Here is a 16,308-nt window from a genome sequence, read left to right as displayed (position 1 = left end):
GCTTTGAACATCTGCCGGCATCACTGGATTCAATTGTGGGAGGGGGCTTGCTCCCGATAGCGGCGGATCAGTCAGCCACGCATCGACTGACACTCTGCAATCGGGAGCAAGCCCCTCCCACATTTGGATTGTGTCGAGGCTTGAGCCTTATTCCACTGCTGGCGCAGGCTGGATGGCCAACTGGTCGGCCAGGCGCACGAAGGCTGCGAGGTCCAGTTGCTCGGGACGCAGGCTGCCGTCGACGCCGGCGGCTTCGATTTCGGCATTGCTCAGCAGTGCCTTGAGCGTGTTGCGCAAGGTTTTGCGGCGTTGGTTGAACGCCTCACGCACCACGCGCTCCAGCAGTTTGTGATCCTTGGCTGGATGTGGCAGCACGGCGTGGGGCACCAGGCGCACGATGGCCGAGTCGACCTTCGGCGGCGGGTTGAACGCGCCGGGGCCGACGTTGAACAAGTGCTCCACGCGACAATGGTACTGAACCATGATCGACAGCCGGCCCCAATCACCGCCGCCAGGGCCTGCCGCCAGACGCTCGACCACTTCCTTTTGCAGCATGAAGTGCATGTCGCGGATGATCGAGGCGTTGTTGAGCAGGTGAAAGATCAGCGGTGTGGAGATGTTGTAGGGCAGGTTGCCCACTACCCGCAGGCTGTTGGGCACGGCATTGAGGCTGTTGAAGTCGAACTTCAGCGCGTCGCCCTGGTGCAGGTTGAAGTTGGTCTTGCCGGCGAACTGCTGGTTGAGGATCGGGATCAGGTCCTTGTCCAGCTCAACCACGTCGAGTTGGCCGCCGCTGGCCAGCAGACCTTGGGTCAACGCGCCCTGGCCCGGGCCGATTTCCAGCAGGCGATCTTCTGGCTTGGCATGGATGGAGCGCAGGATGCGGTCGATTACGCCTGCATCGTGCAGGAAGTTTTGCCCGAAGCGCTTGCGTGCCCGGTGTTGGTAATGCTCGGTCATATACGGGTCTCGGCCATCTGATAGGCGGTTTCCAGGGCCACGTGCAGGCTGCCGGTATCGATTTTGCCGCTGCCCGCGAGGTCCAGGGCGGTGCCATGGTCGACGGAGGTGCGGATGATCGGCAGGCCCAGTGTCACGTTGACGGCGGCGCCGAAGCCTTTGTACTTCAGCACGGGCAGTCCCTGGTCGTGGTACATCGCCAGCACTGCGTCGCAGTGCTCCAGATACTTGGGGGTAAACAGAGTGTCCGCCGGCAGCGGGCCGCGCAGGTCCATGCCTTCTTGGCGCAGACGCTCCAGGGTGGGTTCGATGATGTCGATTTCTTCATGGCCCAGGTGGCCGCCTTCGCCGGCGTGTGGGTTGAGCCCACAGACCAGGATGCGGGGCCGGGCAATGCCGAATTTGTGTTGCAGGTCGGCGTGCAGGATGCGCGTCACACGCTCCACTCGCTCGGCGGTGATGGCGTCGGCGACGTCCCGCAGTGGCAGGTGCGTGGTCACCAGGGCGACGCGCAGGCCGCGGGTGGCCAGCATCATCACCACTTGTTCGGTATGGGTCAGTTCGGCGAGGAATTCGGTATGCCCGGAAAAGGCAATGCCGGATTCATTGATCACGCCCTTGTGCACCGGGGCGGTGATCATGCCGGCGAAGTCACCGTTGAGGCAGCCAAGGCCTGCGCGGGCGAGGGTTTCGAGTACGAAGGCCGCGTTGGCCTTGTCCAACTGACCGGCAACGACCCTGGCCTGCAAGGGCGTGTCCCACACGTACAGGCTGCCCGCCGGGGCCGGCAGCTCGGGCCAGTTGCCCGGCGCCACGTCCAGCAGTGTGACAGCCACATCCAACTGCGCGGCCCGCTCAAGGAGCAGGTCGCGGCTGGTAATAGCGATCAGGGGATGGGGCTGGGCGTGCGAGGCGAGCAGCAGGCACAGGTCTGGACCAATGCCGGCCGGCTCGCCGGGTGTCACTGCGAAACGCTGTGGTTTCACTGAGTTGCCTGGTCGGTGCCTGTTTGCTCGGCGCCTGGCAGCTTGTTTTCCACGTAAGCTTCGTCACGGATCTGACGCAACCAGGTTTGCAGCTCTTCGTCGTACTTGCGGTTACGCAGCACGGTCAGCGCTTGTTGTTCGCGGGCCTGGTTGGTGTTGTCGGTAGCGCGACGGCCGAGGACTTCCAGCACGTGCCAGCCGTATTGAGTCTTGAACGGCTTGGACAGCACGCCTTGCGGGGTCTTGGCCATTACGTCCTGGAACTCCGGTACCAGCGCACGCGGGTCGATCCAGTTGAGGTCGCCGCCGTTGAGGGCAGAACCCGGGTCTTCCGAGAAGCTCTTGACCAGGGTGGCGAAGTCTTCACCGCTTTCGATGCGGTCATAGATCTTCTGGGCCAGTTCCTTGGTTTGCGCCTCGGAACGGATTTCGCTTGGCTTGACCAGGATATGACGCACATGCACTTCGTCTTTGAGCGAGGTCTCGCCGCCACGACGCTCCAGCAGCTTCAGGATAATGAAACCACCCGGAGTACGAGCCGGCTGAGTAATGCCGCCGACTTCCATGGCGCTCAGCTCACGGTCGAACGGAGGCGGCAGTTGCGCGGCTTTACGCCAGCCCATGTCACCACCTTCGAGGGCGTTGTCGCTGCCGGATTGGGCAATGGCCATTTGCGCAAAGTCGGCGCCGGCCTTCAGGCGATCATAGATAGCCTGGGTTTTCGCGGCGGCGGCGTTGAGCTGCTCGGAGTTGGCACTGTCCGGGGTCGGGATCAGGATATTGGCCAGGTGCAGTTCTTCGGAAAGCTGCATCTTGCCCAGGTCCGACGCGAGGAAGTTCTTCACTTCCTGCTCGGATACCTGAACCCGCTCGGCCACACGGCGCTGGCGTACACGGCTGATGATCATCTCGCGGCGGATCTGGTCACGGGCGTCTTCATAGGAAAGACCATCGTGGGCCAGGGCAGCGCGGAACTGGTCAATGCTCATGTTGTTGCGCTGAGCAATGGTACCGACGGCCTGGTTCAGTTCTTCGTCCGAAATACGGATGCCGGAACGCTCGCCGATCTGCAGTTGCAGGTTTTCGACGATCAGGCGCTCGAGTACCTGCTGATCCAGCACGCTGGTCGGCGGCACACCACCGCCACGCTTGGCGATGGTCTGCTGAACTTCCTTGACGCGTTGGTCCAGTTGGCTCTGCATGATCACGTCGTTATCGACGATGGCCACGACCTTATCCAGCTGTTGAACCGCAGCGTGCGCCGATGCGGCACCCAGGAACAGCGCGCCCAGCAGGAGCGGGCGCACACAATCAGAAAGCTTGATCTTCACGTTGACGATAACCTTGAATGCCTTTGTCGAGGAAGCTCTCTACCTTGGCGCCGGTCAGGCCGCCGAGTCCTTTGAGGACGATCTGGAAGAAGAGCCCGTGGTCACCCTTTTCGTTAAGCGGGGCGATCTGCGTGTATTCGTCGTTGGAAACCCAGTAACGGTTGATGACGCGCAGTTTCCAGCAGCAGTTGTCGTACTCGAAACCACCGAAGGCTTCCAGAGTGCGGTTGCGGGCGTAGTCATACTGCCAGCGGGTGATCAGGTTCCACTGAGGAATGATCGGCCACATCATCGAGAAGTCGTGTTGCTGGATTTTGTAGTAATCCTTCACGAAGTTCGGTTGCCCTACCGAGCCGAAGTCACCACCGAACTGCCATTTGCCGGTCAGCTGGTTATAGACCACCTGGTCGTTACGATAGCGGTAACCGAGGTTGATGATCTTGTTCGGATTGTCTTCCGGCTGGTAGTGGAACATGGCACTGCCGGAGCGCGGGGTATGTGTTTCCGTATCCCAGTTGTAGTCGGCAGTGGCACGCCAGTCGCGGTTGAAGCGGAACTCGTAGTCCAGGGCGATTGGCGACACATCCGATTGCGCGTCCGCGCGGTCGGAGGCCAGGATGCCCGGCAATTGCACCTTGCGGTCCTTGAAGTACAACGCCTGACCGACAGAAACACGCTGACGCTCAAAGCCGTTCTCTTCGATCCAGCGACTGGTCACGCCCAGCGACAGCTTGTTTTCGTCACCAATACGGTCGCTGCCGCTGAAGCGGTTGTCACGGAACAGCGAGGCGTAGCTGAATGTATATTCGCTGCTATCAAAGACCGGGATATCGCTCTGGTCCTTGTTTGGCACATAGAGGTAAAACGCACGCGGTTCCAAGGTCTGGCGATAGTCTTTGCCGAACCAGTTGGTGTTGCGGTCGAAGTACAAGCCGCTGTCGACACTGGCCACCGGAATGGCACGGTCCTGGGAACTCTTGAATACGCCTCCGGCATAAGGCGACGCAGCCGTAGCGGCAGCTTGCGAGACAATAATGTCGTTCTTGCCTTTGCTGTCCAGATCCAGATCGTACTTTGTATAAACGTACTTGAGCTTCGGCGTAATAAAGCCGTAAGTCCAATCCATCGGGTATTCGACAGCGGGTGCCACGTTCAGGCGAGTACCGTTTGCACGGGTCAGGCCGTTGACAAGGGTGTCCAGGCGAGCAGATGTTGCACCGTTCTCATCGGTAAAGCTGCCGGTCTGCAGATCCCGCTCAAAACGGACTGCTTCGGTTTCATAGCTGAAGTTCAGCCCGCCCGGATGGTAGGGCAGTGCACCGTTGAAAGTGATCTGCGGCAAACGGTCATACGGCGTGATCTGGGAGATGGTCGCCAGTTGCGATGCCTGCACATTCAAGCGCGCTTGGTAGCTGTCGCCTCGATACGTCACAGAGCCTTGCTGGTTGAGTGCATCCCTTTTCTCGACGCCTTCTTCGTAGGTCTTGAGGTCCTGGAAGTAGTAAGGGTCACTGATGCGGGTGTAGTCCACCCCGGTCGTCACGCGTGAATCCAACCCGCCACGGTGCTGCCAATTGACCATATAGCGGGTTTTCTCGTAATCAGTCTGCTTGCTGCGCTCGTCGTTGTCGTCGTTCAGGTACGCGCCGCCGAACTGGCCTTCGCTGGACTTGGTGAGGTAGCGGAATTCGCCTTCCATCATCATGCCGCGTTTGGTCATGTACTGCGGGTACAACGTGGCGTCGTAATTCGGCGCCAGGTTGAAGTAGTACGGCGTTACCAGGGTAAAGCCGGTCTCGCTGCCGGTGCTGAAGCTCGGCGGCAGGAAGCCGGACTGACGACGGTCATCGATCGGGAAGTAGATGTACGGGGTGTACAGGATCGGGATGTTCTTGACCCGCAACGTCGCGTTGGTGGCCGTACCGAAACCGGTGGCCGGGTTCAACGTGATGTTGTTGCCGCGCAGTTGCCAGGCATTGCTGTCCGGCTCGCAGGTGGTGTACGTACCGTCCTTGAGACGGATGATCGCGTTTTCGGCACGCTTGGCGTACAGCGCGTTGCCGCGGATTCGCGACTTGTGCATCACGTACTCGGCGTTGTCGATTTGCGCAGCACCGGTGTCCAGCTGGACCTCGGCATGGTCGCCGACGATCAGCGCGCCATTGTCGCGCAGACGCACGTTACCGTTCAGCTCGCCACGGTTCTCGGCCTGGTACAGGCTGGCTTCCTGGGATTCGAGCTGCATGCTGCCCTGGCGCATGACCACGTCACCGGCGAGGGTCGCGACCTGCGACTCCTGCTCGTAGCGGGAGGCTTTGGCACCGATGAAGGTGGGCGCATCGCTCTTGTCCGTCTTGTCGTTCATGCCAGGACGAATCGGCTCGATGTACGCACCACCGCAGTACGGGCCTGTTTCGGCCAGCTGGGCTGCGGTCAGCTTATTGCGCGGCACCCAGTCCAGGTGGCTGTAGTCGGCGCTGCGCGAACGCAGGCCACGGCCCTTGGATTCGGTGACCAGCGCCGTCTTCGGCTCGGCCTCGGCAGTGCCGCCCGCAGCGGCCTGGGCCGTGCTGTTGGCCGAGCTGACGGCAGCGCCGTCATGCACCGGGCGCGGTGGTAATGGGGCGGCGGCGGTTTTCGGCGCGCAATCCCAGGCACCCGAAGCAGAGACTGAGCAGTCATACTGTTCCGCGGCGACCACGAATGAGGTGGCGAAAGGTTGCATGGCCAGCAGACTGCCGGTTACCAGCAACGGAAATTTTCTACGAAACGCGGGGGATTTCAATGCCATCTTATTAGTCCGGGCTTCCTGCGTGCCATCTGCCCGCGGTTTGGGCCGCACGCCTCTCGATGGTCTGAAAAAGATGCGTGATAATAAAGCATGCCCCGCTTGACGGCTAGCGCCGTCGGAGACCCTTGTAATGCCCGAGCACGATCTACGTTTACAACAGCTGGAAGTCTGGCTGGATGAGCAGTTGCCGATCCTTTTCAACGCTCAGGACTGGGGTGCCGTACCCCCGGCCACATTGACTGCGGCCAGCAGCGACGCGAGTTTCAGGCGCTACTTCCGTTGGGAGGGGGCGGCCGCACGTTGGTCGTGATGGACGCGCCACCCCCCAGGAAAACTGCAAACCTTTCGTCGATATCGCTCATTTGCTGGCGAAATCAGGAATAAATGTCCCAAAAATTTATGCAGAAGATCTGCCGCGCGGCTTTCTTTTGCTCAATGACCTGGGCACAAAGACCTTCCTTGACGTGATCGACACGCAAAATGCCGACGACCTGTTCGCCGATGCCATCGATGCCTTGCTGGCTTTTCAGCAGTTGCCGATGGACGAGCCGCTGCCCAGTTACGACGTGGCCTTGCTGCGCCGCGAGCTGGAATTGTTCCCCGAGTGGTACGTGCGTCGGCACCTGGGTGTGGAACTAGACCCGCAGCAGCAGGCTCTCTGGCAGCGCGCCAGCGACCTGCTGATCGACAGCGCCCTGGCCCAGCCCAAGGTGTTGGTGCACCGCGACTACATGCCGCGCAACCTCATGCTCAGCACGCCCAATCCCGGCGTACTCGACTTCCAGGACGCAGTCTACGGCCCGGTCACCTACGACATCACCTGCCTGTTCAAGGATGCCTTCCTCAGCTGGCCCCAGGCCCGCGTGCATGAATGGCAGCGCGGTTACTGGGAGCGCGCCGTACAACTGGGCATCCCGGTGCAGGCGGATTTCGCCGACTTCCTGCGTGCCAGCGACCTGATGGGCGTGCAACGTCATCTCAAGGTCATCGGCATCTTCGCGCGCATCTGCCACCGCGACGGCAAGCCGCGTTACCTGGCGGATGTGCCACGTTTCTTTGCTTATATAGAAGCCGTGCTCGCCGATCGCCCCGAACTCGATGCGCTGGGTGAGCTGCTTTGCAGCCTGCGCCAGCCGGCCGAGGCCGTGTTATGAAGGCGATGATTCTGGCGGCCGGCAAGGGCGAGCGCATGCGCCCGCTCACCCTGCACACGCCCAAGCCGCTGGTGCAGGCCGGCGGCAAGCGCTTGATCGAGTATCACCTGGAGGCGCTGACCGGGGCCGGCTTTACCGAGATCGTGATCAATCATGCCTGGCTCGGCCAGCAGATCGAGCGCTACCTTGGCGACGGCGCGCAGTTCGGTGTGCGCATCCGTTATTCCGCCGAGGGCGAGCCGCTGGAAACCGGCGGCGGGATTTTCCAGGCCTTGCCGCTGCTGGGGGATGAGCCGTTTCTGGTGGTCAATGGCGATATCTGGACCGACTACGACTTTACCTGTCTCAAACAGCCGATTCAGGGCCTGGCCCACCTGGTGATGGTCGACAACCCGACGCACCACCCTTCGGGCGGGGATTTTCGCCTGGACGACGGCCTGCTTCATGATGCGGCGCCCGGTGCCGATAACCTGACCTTCAGTGGCATTTCAGTGCTCGACCCACATTTGTTCGCGGGTTGCAGCGCTGGCGCCTTCAAACTCGCGCCGTTGTTGCGTGAGGCGATGGCCAGGGATCAGGTAACGGGAGAGCACATGACGGGACGCTGGATTGATGTCGGCACGCTGGAGCGTCTGGCGCAGGTCGAAACCCTGCTGACAGCGGGGCGCTAGCATGTTGTGGCCAGGGACGCTGATCGGCGCCGGGGCTGGCTATGCCATTGCCAGTATTCCGGGGGCTTTATTGGGCGCATTGCTGGGGCAGGCGCTGGACCGCCGCCTGCAGTTGCAAAGCTGGGAACAGTTGCGTGAACGCCTGGGTGGGCGCCCGGTGTTGCGCAACGACGAACTGTTGTTTGTGCTGCTGGGTCGTCTGGCCAAAAGCAACGGCCGCGTGGTGGACGGGCATATCCAGCAGGCCCGCCAGGAAATGCGCGGGCTGGACATGAGCGAGCCGGCCAGGCGCCGGGCGATTGCCGCCTTTAACCGCGGCAAGTCCGGATCCGACCGGGTGCGCACCTATTTGCGCGTGCTCAAGGCCCAGCCCCATGCGGCGGAAGGCGTGCTGCGCGCCTGCTGGCGCATGGCCTGGGCGGACGGCAAGGCCGACAACGCCGAGCGTGACCTCATCGACCTGTGGGGCAAATGGCTGGGCTGGACCCCGCAACAGTTGCAGGCGCTGGCGTCCGACTATGCGCCGGAGCGCAAGCCGGTGGCCAACCGGGGCGGCGCCTATCAGGACGCCCTGCGCATTCTGGGGGTGACCGCGACGAGCGAGCCTTCCGTGATCAAGCGTGCCTACCGTCGCCTGCTCAGCCGCCATCACCCGGATAAAATCGCCGGCACAGGCGCCAGCCCCGCGCAAGTGCGCGAGGCCACCGAACGTACCCGGGAGTTGCACAATGCATATGCGTTGATTCGCGAGCGACGGGATTTTCGCTGACAGTGTCGAAATGACAACCCAATGAATACAGGAGGAGTTGCTTCCGACCGAAGACCTCTGTGGCGAGCGGGCTTGCCACAATGGCCCCCTGACTACTGGGTTTAAGCATTCAACCTGGTTCTATGGTGTCAGTCGGCACTGCCCTGGGGACTCAGCCAGCCGCGAACCCTGCGGTACAACTGCTCCTGCTCGGCCGAGCTGTTGCCGGGCAGCGTCTTGAGCGACACCTGCTTGTAACCCTCATTTTTCGCGCGCTTGGCGGCCTGGCTGCGTGCCAGGGCGTTTTTGCTGGCGGCTGCGCTGTCTTGATAGAAGACGTCTGCAGTCGGCAGTTTCAGCGCCGGTGCCAGTTGCAGCAGGTCTGGCTGGCGGGCCGGCGGGGTCTTGCCGGCCACCATCACCAGTTTCTGCACCTGGGCCGGTTGTTTTTCGCTCAGGTAACGCGCAGCCCACCAGGCACCGGTGCCATGGCCGAGCAGCACCACGCTGCGCGCGCTCTGGGCCTGGGCGAAGGCGACGGCAGCGTCGATACGGTCGAAGATGCGCTTGGCGTCGGTCTTGTCCTGTTCATCCGCACCGGGTACCACCGCCGGGTCGGTGCCTTCGGCCTCGGCGCTGGCGGCCTGTTCGATCGGCTTGGCGGCGGTGCTGCCTTCCTTGCTGCTGGTGTCGACGGCGGCCTTGGGGGATTCCATCACCCGCGGCGGCAGGGTATCGAGGTTCACGTCCGGCAGCGACAAACTGAGCGTGCCCCAGTTGGCGTCCGGCAATTTACGTCGCAGCGGCGCAACTGCCTGCGGCCAGTCCGCCGTTTCCCCGGCACCCGGCACGATAATCACCACACCTTCAGGTTCGGCGCTGTTGGCCGGCTTCCACAGGGCCAGAAATGACTCGCTGCCAGCCTGCAGTTGTTGCTGCTCGCCACGCGGGACCTGGCGCTCGAGGGCGGCGGACTCTTCCTGGCTGCGCTCCACCAGAGGCTGGCGCTCGGCCGGTTTTTCGGCGGCGGGCGCAGGGGCGTCGGCGGCCTGGACAGAAAAGGCGCTGGTAAATAGCAGCGACAGGCACAATGCTGGCACTGCTGAGCGGTTATGTGATGGCATTGTTGCTTCCCGGCCGGAATGATTCCAGCAGCCTAATGGGTTGGTCAGTATTTGTCAGTGACGTGAGACGTGATCATGGGTTTTCGCTGTGTGCTGTTTATCGGCTGTCTGTGCCTCGCCTTGATCGCCAATGCCGCCCCTGCGCCGGGCGTACCGCAGGCGCAGCTCAATGCCGAGCAACGGGACTGGCTGGCTAGTCATCCGCAACTGCGCGTCGGCCTGGTGCTGCAGGCGCCGTATGCGCAATACGACCGGCGGTTGCAGCGCTTGTCCGGGGCCAATGTGGAATTGATGCAATGGCTGGCCAAGATGCTGAACATCGAGCTGTCGTGGCGCAATTTTCCTGCTCAGGAGCAACTCGAAACCGCCCTGCGCGACGGCGAGATCGATATCGCCCCCGGCTTGCAGCAAACCCCGGCCGGCTTGCGCCTGTGGTCGTTCAGCGATCCCTACATGCGCGTGCCGCAGCACATCGTCGGCATCCGCGAGGGCGGCGGTGCGGTGGAGCTGGAAAAGCTCGACAGCCTCTCGCGCATCGCCGTGCGCATGCCCAGCGCAGTGGCCGATTATCTGCGCAGCACTTATCCCGGCCTCAACCTGCAAGGCGTGCCCATGGAGCGCCAGGCCCTGCAATTGTTGGTGAGCCAGCAGGCCCGCTATGCGGTGGTGGACGAAGCGCAGTTGAGCCGGCTGTCGGGCGAAGCGGAGTTCGCCGGGTTGGCGGTGGTGGGCGATGTGGGCCTGCCGCAATTGCTGCGGGTGGCGACGCGCCGCGATTGGCCCCAGCTGGCGGGCATCATGCAGAGCGCCCTGCGCGCCATCCCCGCCCGCGACCTCGACCAATTGCACAATCGCTGGCTGCAACCCCAGTATCCACGGCTGTCCGCATCCCCAGGGGTGTGGCAAAACCTCTGCCTGCTGCTGGGCCTGTTGCTGCTTGCCAGCCTGACGCTGGTGGCACTGCAGCGCCGTCAGCAGCGCGGGCTCGAACGCACCCTGCTGGCCGCCCGTGAAGAAAGTGCCGCCCGCGCCGCCGGCGCTGAAGCGCTGCGGCTGACGCAGTTTTCCATCGATCAAAGCACCGTCGGAATTCTCTGGGTCAACTGGGACAGCCATGTGCGCTACGCCAACCGTGCGGCCGAAAGCATGCTCGGCTACGGCCCCGGCGCGCTGATCGAACGGCCGCTGGCCGCGCTTGATCCCACGCTGGACATGGACCGCTGGCTCAACCTGTGGAAGCGCGCGCGGGCCAACGAAGAGGCGCCACAGAACTTCGCCACCGACTGCACGCGCGCCGATGGCAGCATCCTGCCGGTCACGGTGTCGCTGAGTTTTCTGCGCTTTGCCGAGGCCGAATACCTGGTGGTCTACCTCAATGACGTCACCGAACTGCGTCGCACCCTGGCCGCCTTGCTGCAAAGCGAAGCGCAATTGCGCGAACTCTCCGCCCACTTGGAAACCGTGCGCGAAGAAGAAAAGGCACGCATCGCCCGCGAGGTGCACGACGAACTCGGGCAGATGCTGACGGTACTCAAGCTGGAAACCTCCATGTGCGAGCTGGCCTATGCGCAGCTTGATCCCGGGCTGCATGAGCGCTTGAACAGCATGAAGCGTCTGATCGCGCAACTGTTCCAACTGGTGCGCGACGTGGCCACGGCCCTGCGCCCGCCGATTCTGGATGCCGGGATCGGCTCGGCCATCGAATGGCAGGCGCGGCGGTTCGAAGCGCGCACGCAGATTCCTTGCCTGGTGCAGGTGCCGGAACACCTGCCGGCCCTGAGTGATGCCAAGGCCATCGGCCTGTTCCGTATCCTGCAGGAGGCGCTGACCAATGTGATGCGCCATGCCCAGGCGCATACTGTCGAACTGACCCTGGCGATAGACGGCGAATCCCTGCGGCTGAGCATCAGCGATGACGGCGTGGGGTTCGTCCAGACCGGGGAGCGCCCGGTGTCGTTCGGCCTGGTGGGCATGCGCGAGCGGGTGCTGATCATGGGCGGGCTGTTGACCCTGGACAGCGCGTTGGGGGAGGGCACCACCCTGAGTGTCACGGTGCCGCTGGATGCCTAACTACAAAAGGAAACCCCTGTGATCCGCGTACTGGTAGCCGAAGACCACACCATTGTTCGAGAAGGCATCAAGCAATTGATCGGCCTGGCCAAAGACCTGCTGGTGGTTGGCGAGGCCAGCAACGGCGAGCAGTTGCTCGAGACCTTGCGTCATGTGCCCTGCGAGGTGGTATTGCTGGATATTTCGATGCCGGGCGTCAATGGGCTGGAAGCGATTGCGCGTATTCGCGCGCTGAACGATCCGCCGGCGATCCTGGTGCTGTCGATGCACGACGAAGCACAAATGGCCGCGCGCGCCCTGAAAGTCGGTGCGGCAGGGTACGCCACCAAGGACAGCGACCCCGCGCTGCTGCTGGCGGCGATTCGCAAGGTGGCGGCGGGTGGGCGCTATATCGACCCGGACCTGGCCGACCGGATGGTCTTCGAGGTCGGCCTCACCGACTCGCGGCCGTTGCATTCGCTGCTCTCGGAGCGGGAGTTTTCGGTGTTCGAGCGCCTGGCCCAGGGCGCCAACGTCAATGACATCGCCCAGCAACTGGCCCTGAGCAACAAGACCATCAGCACCCACAAGGCGCGTTTGATGCAGAAGCTGCATATCACCTCATTGGCCGAGCTGGTGAAGTACGCCATGGAGCACAAGCTTCTCTAGCGACTTATCCAATAACGACGACCCGAAAAACCACCGTCGCACCGTTCCTGCCGCTTGCAGCTCACCCTTTGCCACGGCACTGTCCCATCCCCGCCATCGGTGTAGGGCAATCCCTACCCGCCACCTTCCATCCGGCTGATGCGATTCTCTCCTGGCCCCCGATTTCCGGGGCCTCGCGCCTGGACTACGCTTGTGCCACAGCAGTCCAAAACACAAAGGTGCGGGTATGAGCGAGGTGGATTCAAAGGATGTGCTGGTCAGCTTTCGTGGCGTGCAGAAGAGCTACGACGGCGAGAACCTGATCGTCAAGGACCTCAACCTGGAGATTCGCAAGGGCGAGTTCCTCACCCTGCTCGGGCCGTCCGGTTCGGGCAAGACCACCAGCCTGATGATGCTCGCCGGTTTCGAGACGCCCACCGCCGGGGAGATCCTGCTGGCCGGGCGCTCCATCAACAACGTGCCGCCGCACAAGCGCGATATCGGCATGGTGTTCCAGAATTACGCGCTGTTCCCGCACATGACCGTCGCCGAAAACCTCGCCTTTCCCTTGTCGGTACGCTCGTTGAGCAAGACCGATATCAGCGAACGGGTCAAACGCGTGCTGAGCATGGTCCAGCTCGATGCCTTCGCCCAGCGCTACCCCGCGCAGCTGTCCGGCGGCCAGCAACAGCGCGTGGCCCTGGCCCGCGCGCTGGTGTTCGAGCCACAGCTGGTGTTGATGGACGAACCCCTCGGTGCCCTCGACAAGCAACTGCGCGAGCACATGCAGATGGAGATCAAGCACCTGCACCAGCGCCTCGGCTTGACCGTGGTGTACGTGACCCACGATCAGGGCGAAGCCTTGACCATGTCCGACCGCGTGGCAGTGTTTCACCAGGGCGAAATCCAGCAGATCGCCGCGCCGCGCAGCTTGTATGAAGAGCCGAAAAACACGTTTGTCGCCAACTTCATCGGCGAAAACAACCGCCTCAATGGCCGCCTGCACAGCCATACCGGCGAGCGTTGCGTGGTAGAGCTGGCGCGGGGCGAGAAGGTCGAGGCACTGGCGGTGAACGTCGGCGAGGTCGGCGGCCCTGTCACCCTGTCGGTGCGCCCGGAGCGCGTCAGCCTCAATGGCACCAGCGAACGCTGCGTCAACCGTTTCTCCGGGCGCGTGGCGGAGTTCATCTACCTGGGCGACCACGTGCGGGTGCGCCTGGAAGTCTGCGGCAAGACCGATTTCTTTGTGAAACAACCGATTGCCGAGCTGGACCCGGCCCTGGCGGTCGGCGACGTGGTACCGATTGGCTGGCAAGTCGAGCACGTTCGCGCACTCGACCCACTTCTAGAGGCGAACTGATCGCCCCCTGGCTTCACCAACCCTGCACGTGGAGAGCACAACAATGTTGAAATCCCTTAAGTATTCGGCCCTGGCACTTGGCTTGATGGGCGCCACACAGGCCATGGCAGGCCCCGACCTGACCGTGGTGTCGTTCGGTGGCGCGAACAAGGCGGCCCAGGTCAAGGCGTTCTACGCGCCGTGGGAAAGTGCGGGCAATGGCAAGATCGTCGCCGGCGAATACAACGGTGAGATGGCCAAGGTCAAAGCCATGGTCGACACCAAGAGCGTGTCCTGGGACTTGGTGGAAGTGGAATCGCCGGAACTGTCCCGTGGCTGCGACGAAGACATGTTCGAGCCGCTGGACCCGAAACTGTTCGGCAACACCGCCGACTACGTGAAGGGCGCGATCCAGCCGTGCGGCGTGGGCTTCTTCGTATGGTCGACCGTGCTGGCCTATAACGCCGACAAACTGGCTTCCGCGCCAACCAGTTGGGCGGATTTCTGGGACACCAAGAAATTCCCCGGCAAGCGTGGCCTGCGCAAGGGCGCCAAGTACACCCTGGAATTTGCACTGATGGCCGACGGTGTAGCGCCCAAGGACGTGTACAAAGTGCTGGCCGGCAAAGATGGACAGGACCGCGCGTTCAAGAAGCTCGATGAACTCAAACCGTCGATCCAGTGGTGGGAAGCCGGTGCACAGCCGCCGCAGTACCTGGCCTCGGGTGACGTGGTGATGAGCTCGGCCTACAACGGCCGCATCGCCGCCGTGCAGAAAGAGAGCAACCTCAAAGTGGTGTGGAATGGCGGCATCTACGACTTTGACGCCTGGGCCATCCCTAAAGGCCTGGCCAAGGACCGTGCGGAAGCGGCGAAGAAATTCATCGCCTTCTCGGTGCAGCCGCAGCAGCAGAAGACCTACTCGGAAAACATCGCCTACGGCCCGGCGAACACCCAGGCCGTGCCGTTGCTGGCCAAGGACATCCTCAAGGACATGCCGACCACCCCGGAAAACATCGCCAACCAGGTGCAGATCGACGTGAGCTTCTGGGCCGATAACGGCGAGCAACTGGAGCAGCGCTTCAATTCCTGGGCAGCCAAGTAAGCAGCAGCACCGCTGACCCCCTGTGGGAGGGGGCTTGCTCCCGATGGCAGAGGGTCAGGCAACACACAGGCTGACTGGACCACCGCTATCGGGAGCAAGCCCCCTCCCACAAGTGTTTGCATTTATCTTCAATATCCGGAGTCAGCCATGGCCATCGCCGTTCCCTCGAACGAGGTCAATAGCCCCACCCTCAAGCAGCGCCTGGCGCGTGCCGAGCGGCTCAACCGCTGGAAGGCGCAGGCTTTGATTGCGCCGCTGGTGCTGTTTTTGCTGCTGGTGTTTCTGGTGCCGATTGTCGCGTTGTTGTTCAAGAGTGTCGGCAACCCGGAAGTGGTGGCGGGCTTGCCGCGTACCGTGGTGGCCGTGACGGCCTGGGACGGGCGCGGTCTGCCGGGCGAGCCGGTGTACCAGGCGCTCAGCGAGGACCTGGGCGAGGCGCGTAAAAACCAGACTCTGGGCGACTTGTCCAAACGCTTGAACATGGAACTGGCGGGCTATCGCAGCCTGCTGACGAAAACCGCGCGGGCGCTGCCGTTTGCCGAAACGCCCGGCTCTTACAAGCAAGCGCTGGAAAACCTCGACGAACGCTGGGGCGACCCAGCCTACTGGCAGGCGATCCGGCGCAATACCAGCAGCGTTACCCCGTACTACCTGCTGGCGGCCGTCGATCACCGCATCGACGACCTCGGCGAGATTGCCGCGGCCACGCCTGACCAGGCGATCTACCTGGACATCTTCGCTCGCACCTTCTGGATGGGCCTGGTGATCACCGTGATCTGCCTGCTGCTGGCCTATCCGCTGGCGTACCTGCTGGCCAACCTGCCGGCGCGCAAAAGCAACCTGCTGATGATTCTGGTGCTGTTGCCGTTCTGGACCTCGATTCTGGTGCGGGTGGCGGCGTGGATCGTGTTGCTGCAGTCGGGCGGCCTGATCAACAGCGCGCTGATGGGCCTGGGCCTGATCGACAGTCCGCTGGAACTGGTGTTCAACCGCACCGGTGTCTACATCTCCATGGTGCACATCCTGCTGCCGTTCATGATTCTGCCGATCTACAGCGTGATGAAGGGTATTTCGCCCACCTACATGCGTGCGGCGATTTCCCTGGGCTGTCACCCGTTCACCAGTTTCTGGCGCGTGTACTTCCCGCAGACCTACGCCGGTGTCGGCGCCGGCTGCCTGCTGGTGTTCATTCTGGCGATTGGTTACTACATCACCCCGGCCTTGCTGGGCAGCCCGAACGACCAGATGGTCAGCTACTTCGTGGCGTTCTACACCAACACCAGCATCAACTGGGGCATGGCCACGGCGTTGGGCGGCCTGCTGCTGCTGGCCACCGTGTTGCTGTACCTGATCTACAACCGACTGGTGGGCGCGAGCCGCCTGCGCCTGAGCTGAGGAGACC

At 62.6% G+C, this 16,308-nt stretch carries 12 protein-coding genes and 1 pseudogene; 8 read left to right on the top strand and 5 right to left on the bottom strand.

From position 1 onward, the window contains the following. Nucleotides 1-147: 147 nt before the first annotated feature. From rsmA to VRB54_RS21685, 4 genes are read right to left on the bottom strand one after another with little or no spacing between them, the layout of a single operon-like run. Entirely contained in the window at nt 148-960 is an 813-nt protein-coding gene (rsmA, locus tag VRB54_RS21700) for a 16S rRNA (adenine(1518)-N(6)/adenine(1519)-N(6))-dimethyltransferase RsmA (RefSeq protein WP_338478693.1), read from the bottom strand. Then, a complete protein-coding gene (gene pdxA / locus VRB54_RS21695; protein ID WP_338478692.1) occupies nt 957-1,946 on the bottom strand; it encodes a 4-hydroxythreonine-4-phosphate dehydrogenase PdxA in 990 nt (329 codons plus the stop codon). The genes rsmA and pdxA overlap by 4 nt, the downstream gene beginning before the upstream one ends. Further along, nucleotides 1,943-3,277, bottom strand: a complete 1,335-nt coding sequence (locus VRB54_RS21690; RefSeq protein WP_338478691.1) for a peptidylprolyl isomerase — start codon at nt 3,275-3,277, stop codon at nt 1,943-1,945. Before VRB54_RS21690 ends, pdxA begins: the two co-directional genes overlap by 4 nt. Further along, entirely contained in the window at nt 3,258-6,068 is a 2,811-nt protein-coding gene (locus tag VRB54_RS21685; RefSeq protein WP_338478690.1) for an LPS-assembly protein LptD, read from the bottom strand. Before VRB54_RS21685 ends, VRB54_RS21690 begins: the two co-directional genes overlap by 20 nt. 130 nt (nt 6,069-6,198) lie before the next feature. Between VRB54_RS21685 and VRB54_RS21680 the strand changes: the two are divergent. From VRB54_RS21680 to VRB54_RS21670, 3 genes and pseudogenes are all read left to right on the top strand, one after another. Further along, nucleotides 6,199-7,222, top strand: a pseudogene (locus VRB54_RS21680) (aminoglycoside phosphotransferase family protein). Continuing rightward, nucleotides 7,219-7,893, top strand: coding sequence for an N-acetylmuramate alpha-1-phosphate uridylyltransferase MurU (murU, locus tag VRB54_RS21675; protein ID WP_338478689.1), 675 nt, complete (start codon nt 7,219-7,221; stop codon nt 7,891-7,893). The pseudogene VRB54_RS21680 and the gene murU overlap by 4 nt, the downstream one beginning before the upstream one ends. Nucleotide 7,894: 1 nt before the next feature. Continuing rightward, nucleotides 7,895-8,662, top strand: a complete 768-nt coding sequence (locus VRB54_RS21670; RefSeq protein WP_338478688.1) for a TerB family tellurite resistance protein — start codon at nt 7,895-7,897, stop codon at nt 8,660-8,662. Nucleotides 8,663-8,790: 128 nt separating this feature from the next. On the opposite strand, the gene VRB54_RS21665 is transcribed toward VRB54_RS21670, so the two are convergent. After that, nucleotides 8,791-9,765: an alpha/beta hydrolase family protein gene (locus tag VRB54_RS21665; RefSeq protein ID WP_338478687.1), complete on the bottom strand. Its 975-nt coding sequence runs from the start codon at nt 9,763-9,765 to the stop codon at nt 8,791-8,793. A gap of 75 nt (nt 9,766-9,840) precedes the next feature. On the opposite strand from VRB54_RS21665, the gene VRB54_RS21660 reads away from it, so the two are divergent. From VRB54_RS21660 to VRB54_RS21640, 5 genes are all read left to right on the top strand, one after another. Next, nucleotides 9,841-11,835 (top strand): PAS domain-containing sensor histidine kinase, encoded by a 1,995-nt coding sequence (locus VRB54_RS21660; protein ID WP_338478686.1) that lies wholly within the window; start codon nt 9,841-9,843, stop codon nt 11,833-11,835. A gap of 18 nt (nt 11,836-11,853) precedes the next feature. Beyond that, complete coding sequence (locus VRB54_RS21655) at nt 11,854-12,483, top strand: response regulator (RefSeq protein ID WP_003232590.1); 630 nt, start codon at nt 11,854-11,856, stop codon at nt 12,481-12,483. A 226-nt stretch (nt 12,484-12,709) separates the two neighbouring features. Further along, nucleotides 12,710-13,822: an ABC transporter ATP-binding protein gene (locus tag VRB54_RS21650; protein ID WP_338478685.1), complete on the top strand. Its 1,113-nt coding sequence runs from the start codon at nt 12,710-12,712 to the stop codon at nt 13,820-13,822. Nucleotides 13,823-13,865: 43 nt separating this feature from the next. Beyond that, the gene (locus tag VRB54_RS21645; protein WP_338478684.1) at nt 13,866-14,906 is read left to right on the top strand and encodes an ABC transporter substrate-binding protein; all 1,041 of its coding nucleotides are present in this window, start codon (nt 13,866-13,868) and stop codon (nt 14,904-14,906) included. Between the two features lie 147 nt (nt 14,907-15,053). Next, entirely contained in the window at nt 15,054-16,301 is a 1,248-nt protein-coding gene (locus tag VRB54_RS21640) for an ABC transporter permease (protein WP_338478683.1), read from the top strand. Nucleotides 16,302-16,308 lie beyond the last annotated feature (7 nt).

Origin of the sequence: Pseudomonas trivialis (genome assembly GCF_036864995.1) — a bacterium.
Lineage (GTDB): Bacteria > Pseudomonadota > Gammaproteobacteria > Pseudomonadales > Pseudomonadaceae > Aquipseudomonas > Aquipseudomonas trivialis.
This window is presented reverse-complemented; position numbering and strand designations above follow the sequence as displayed.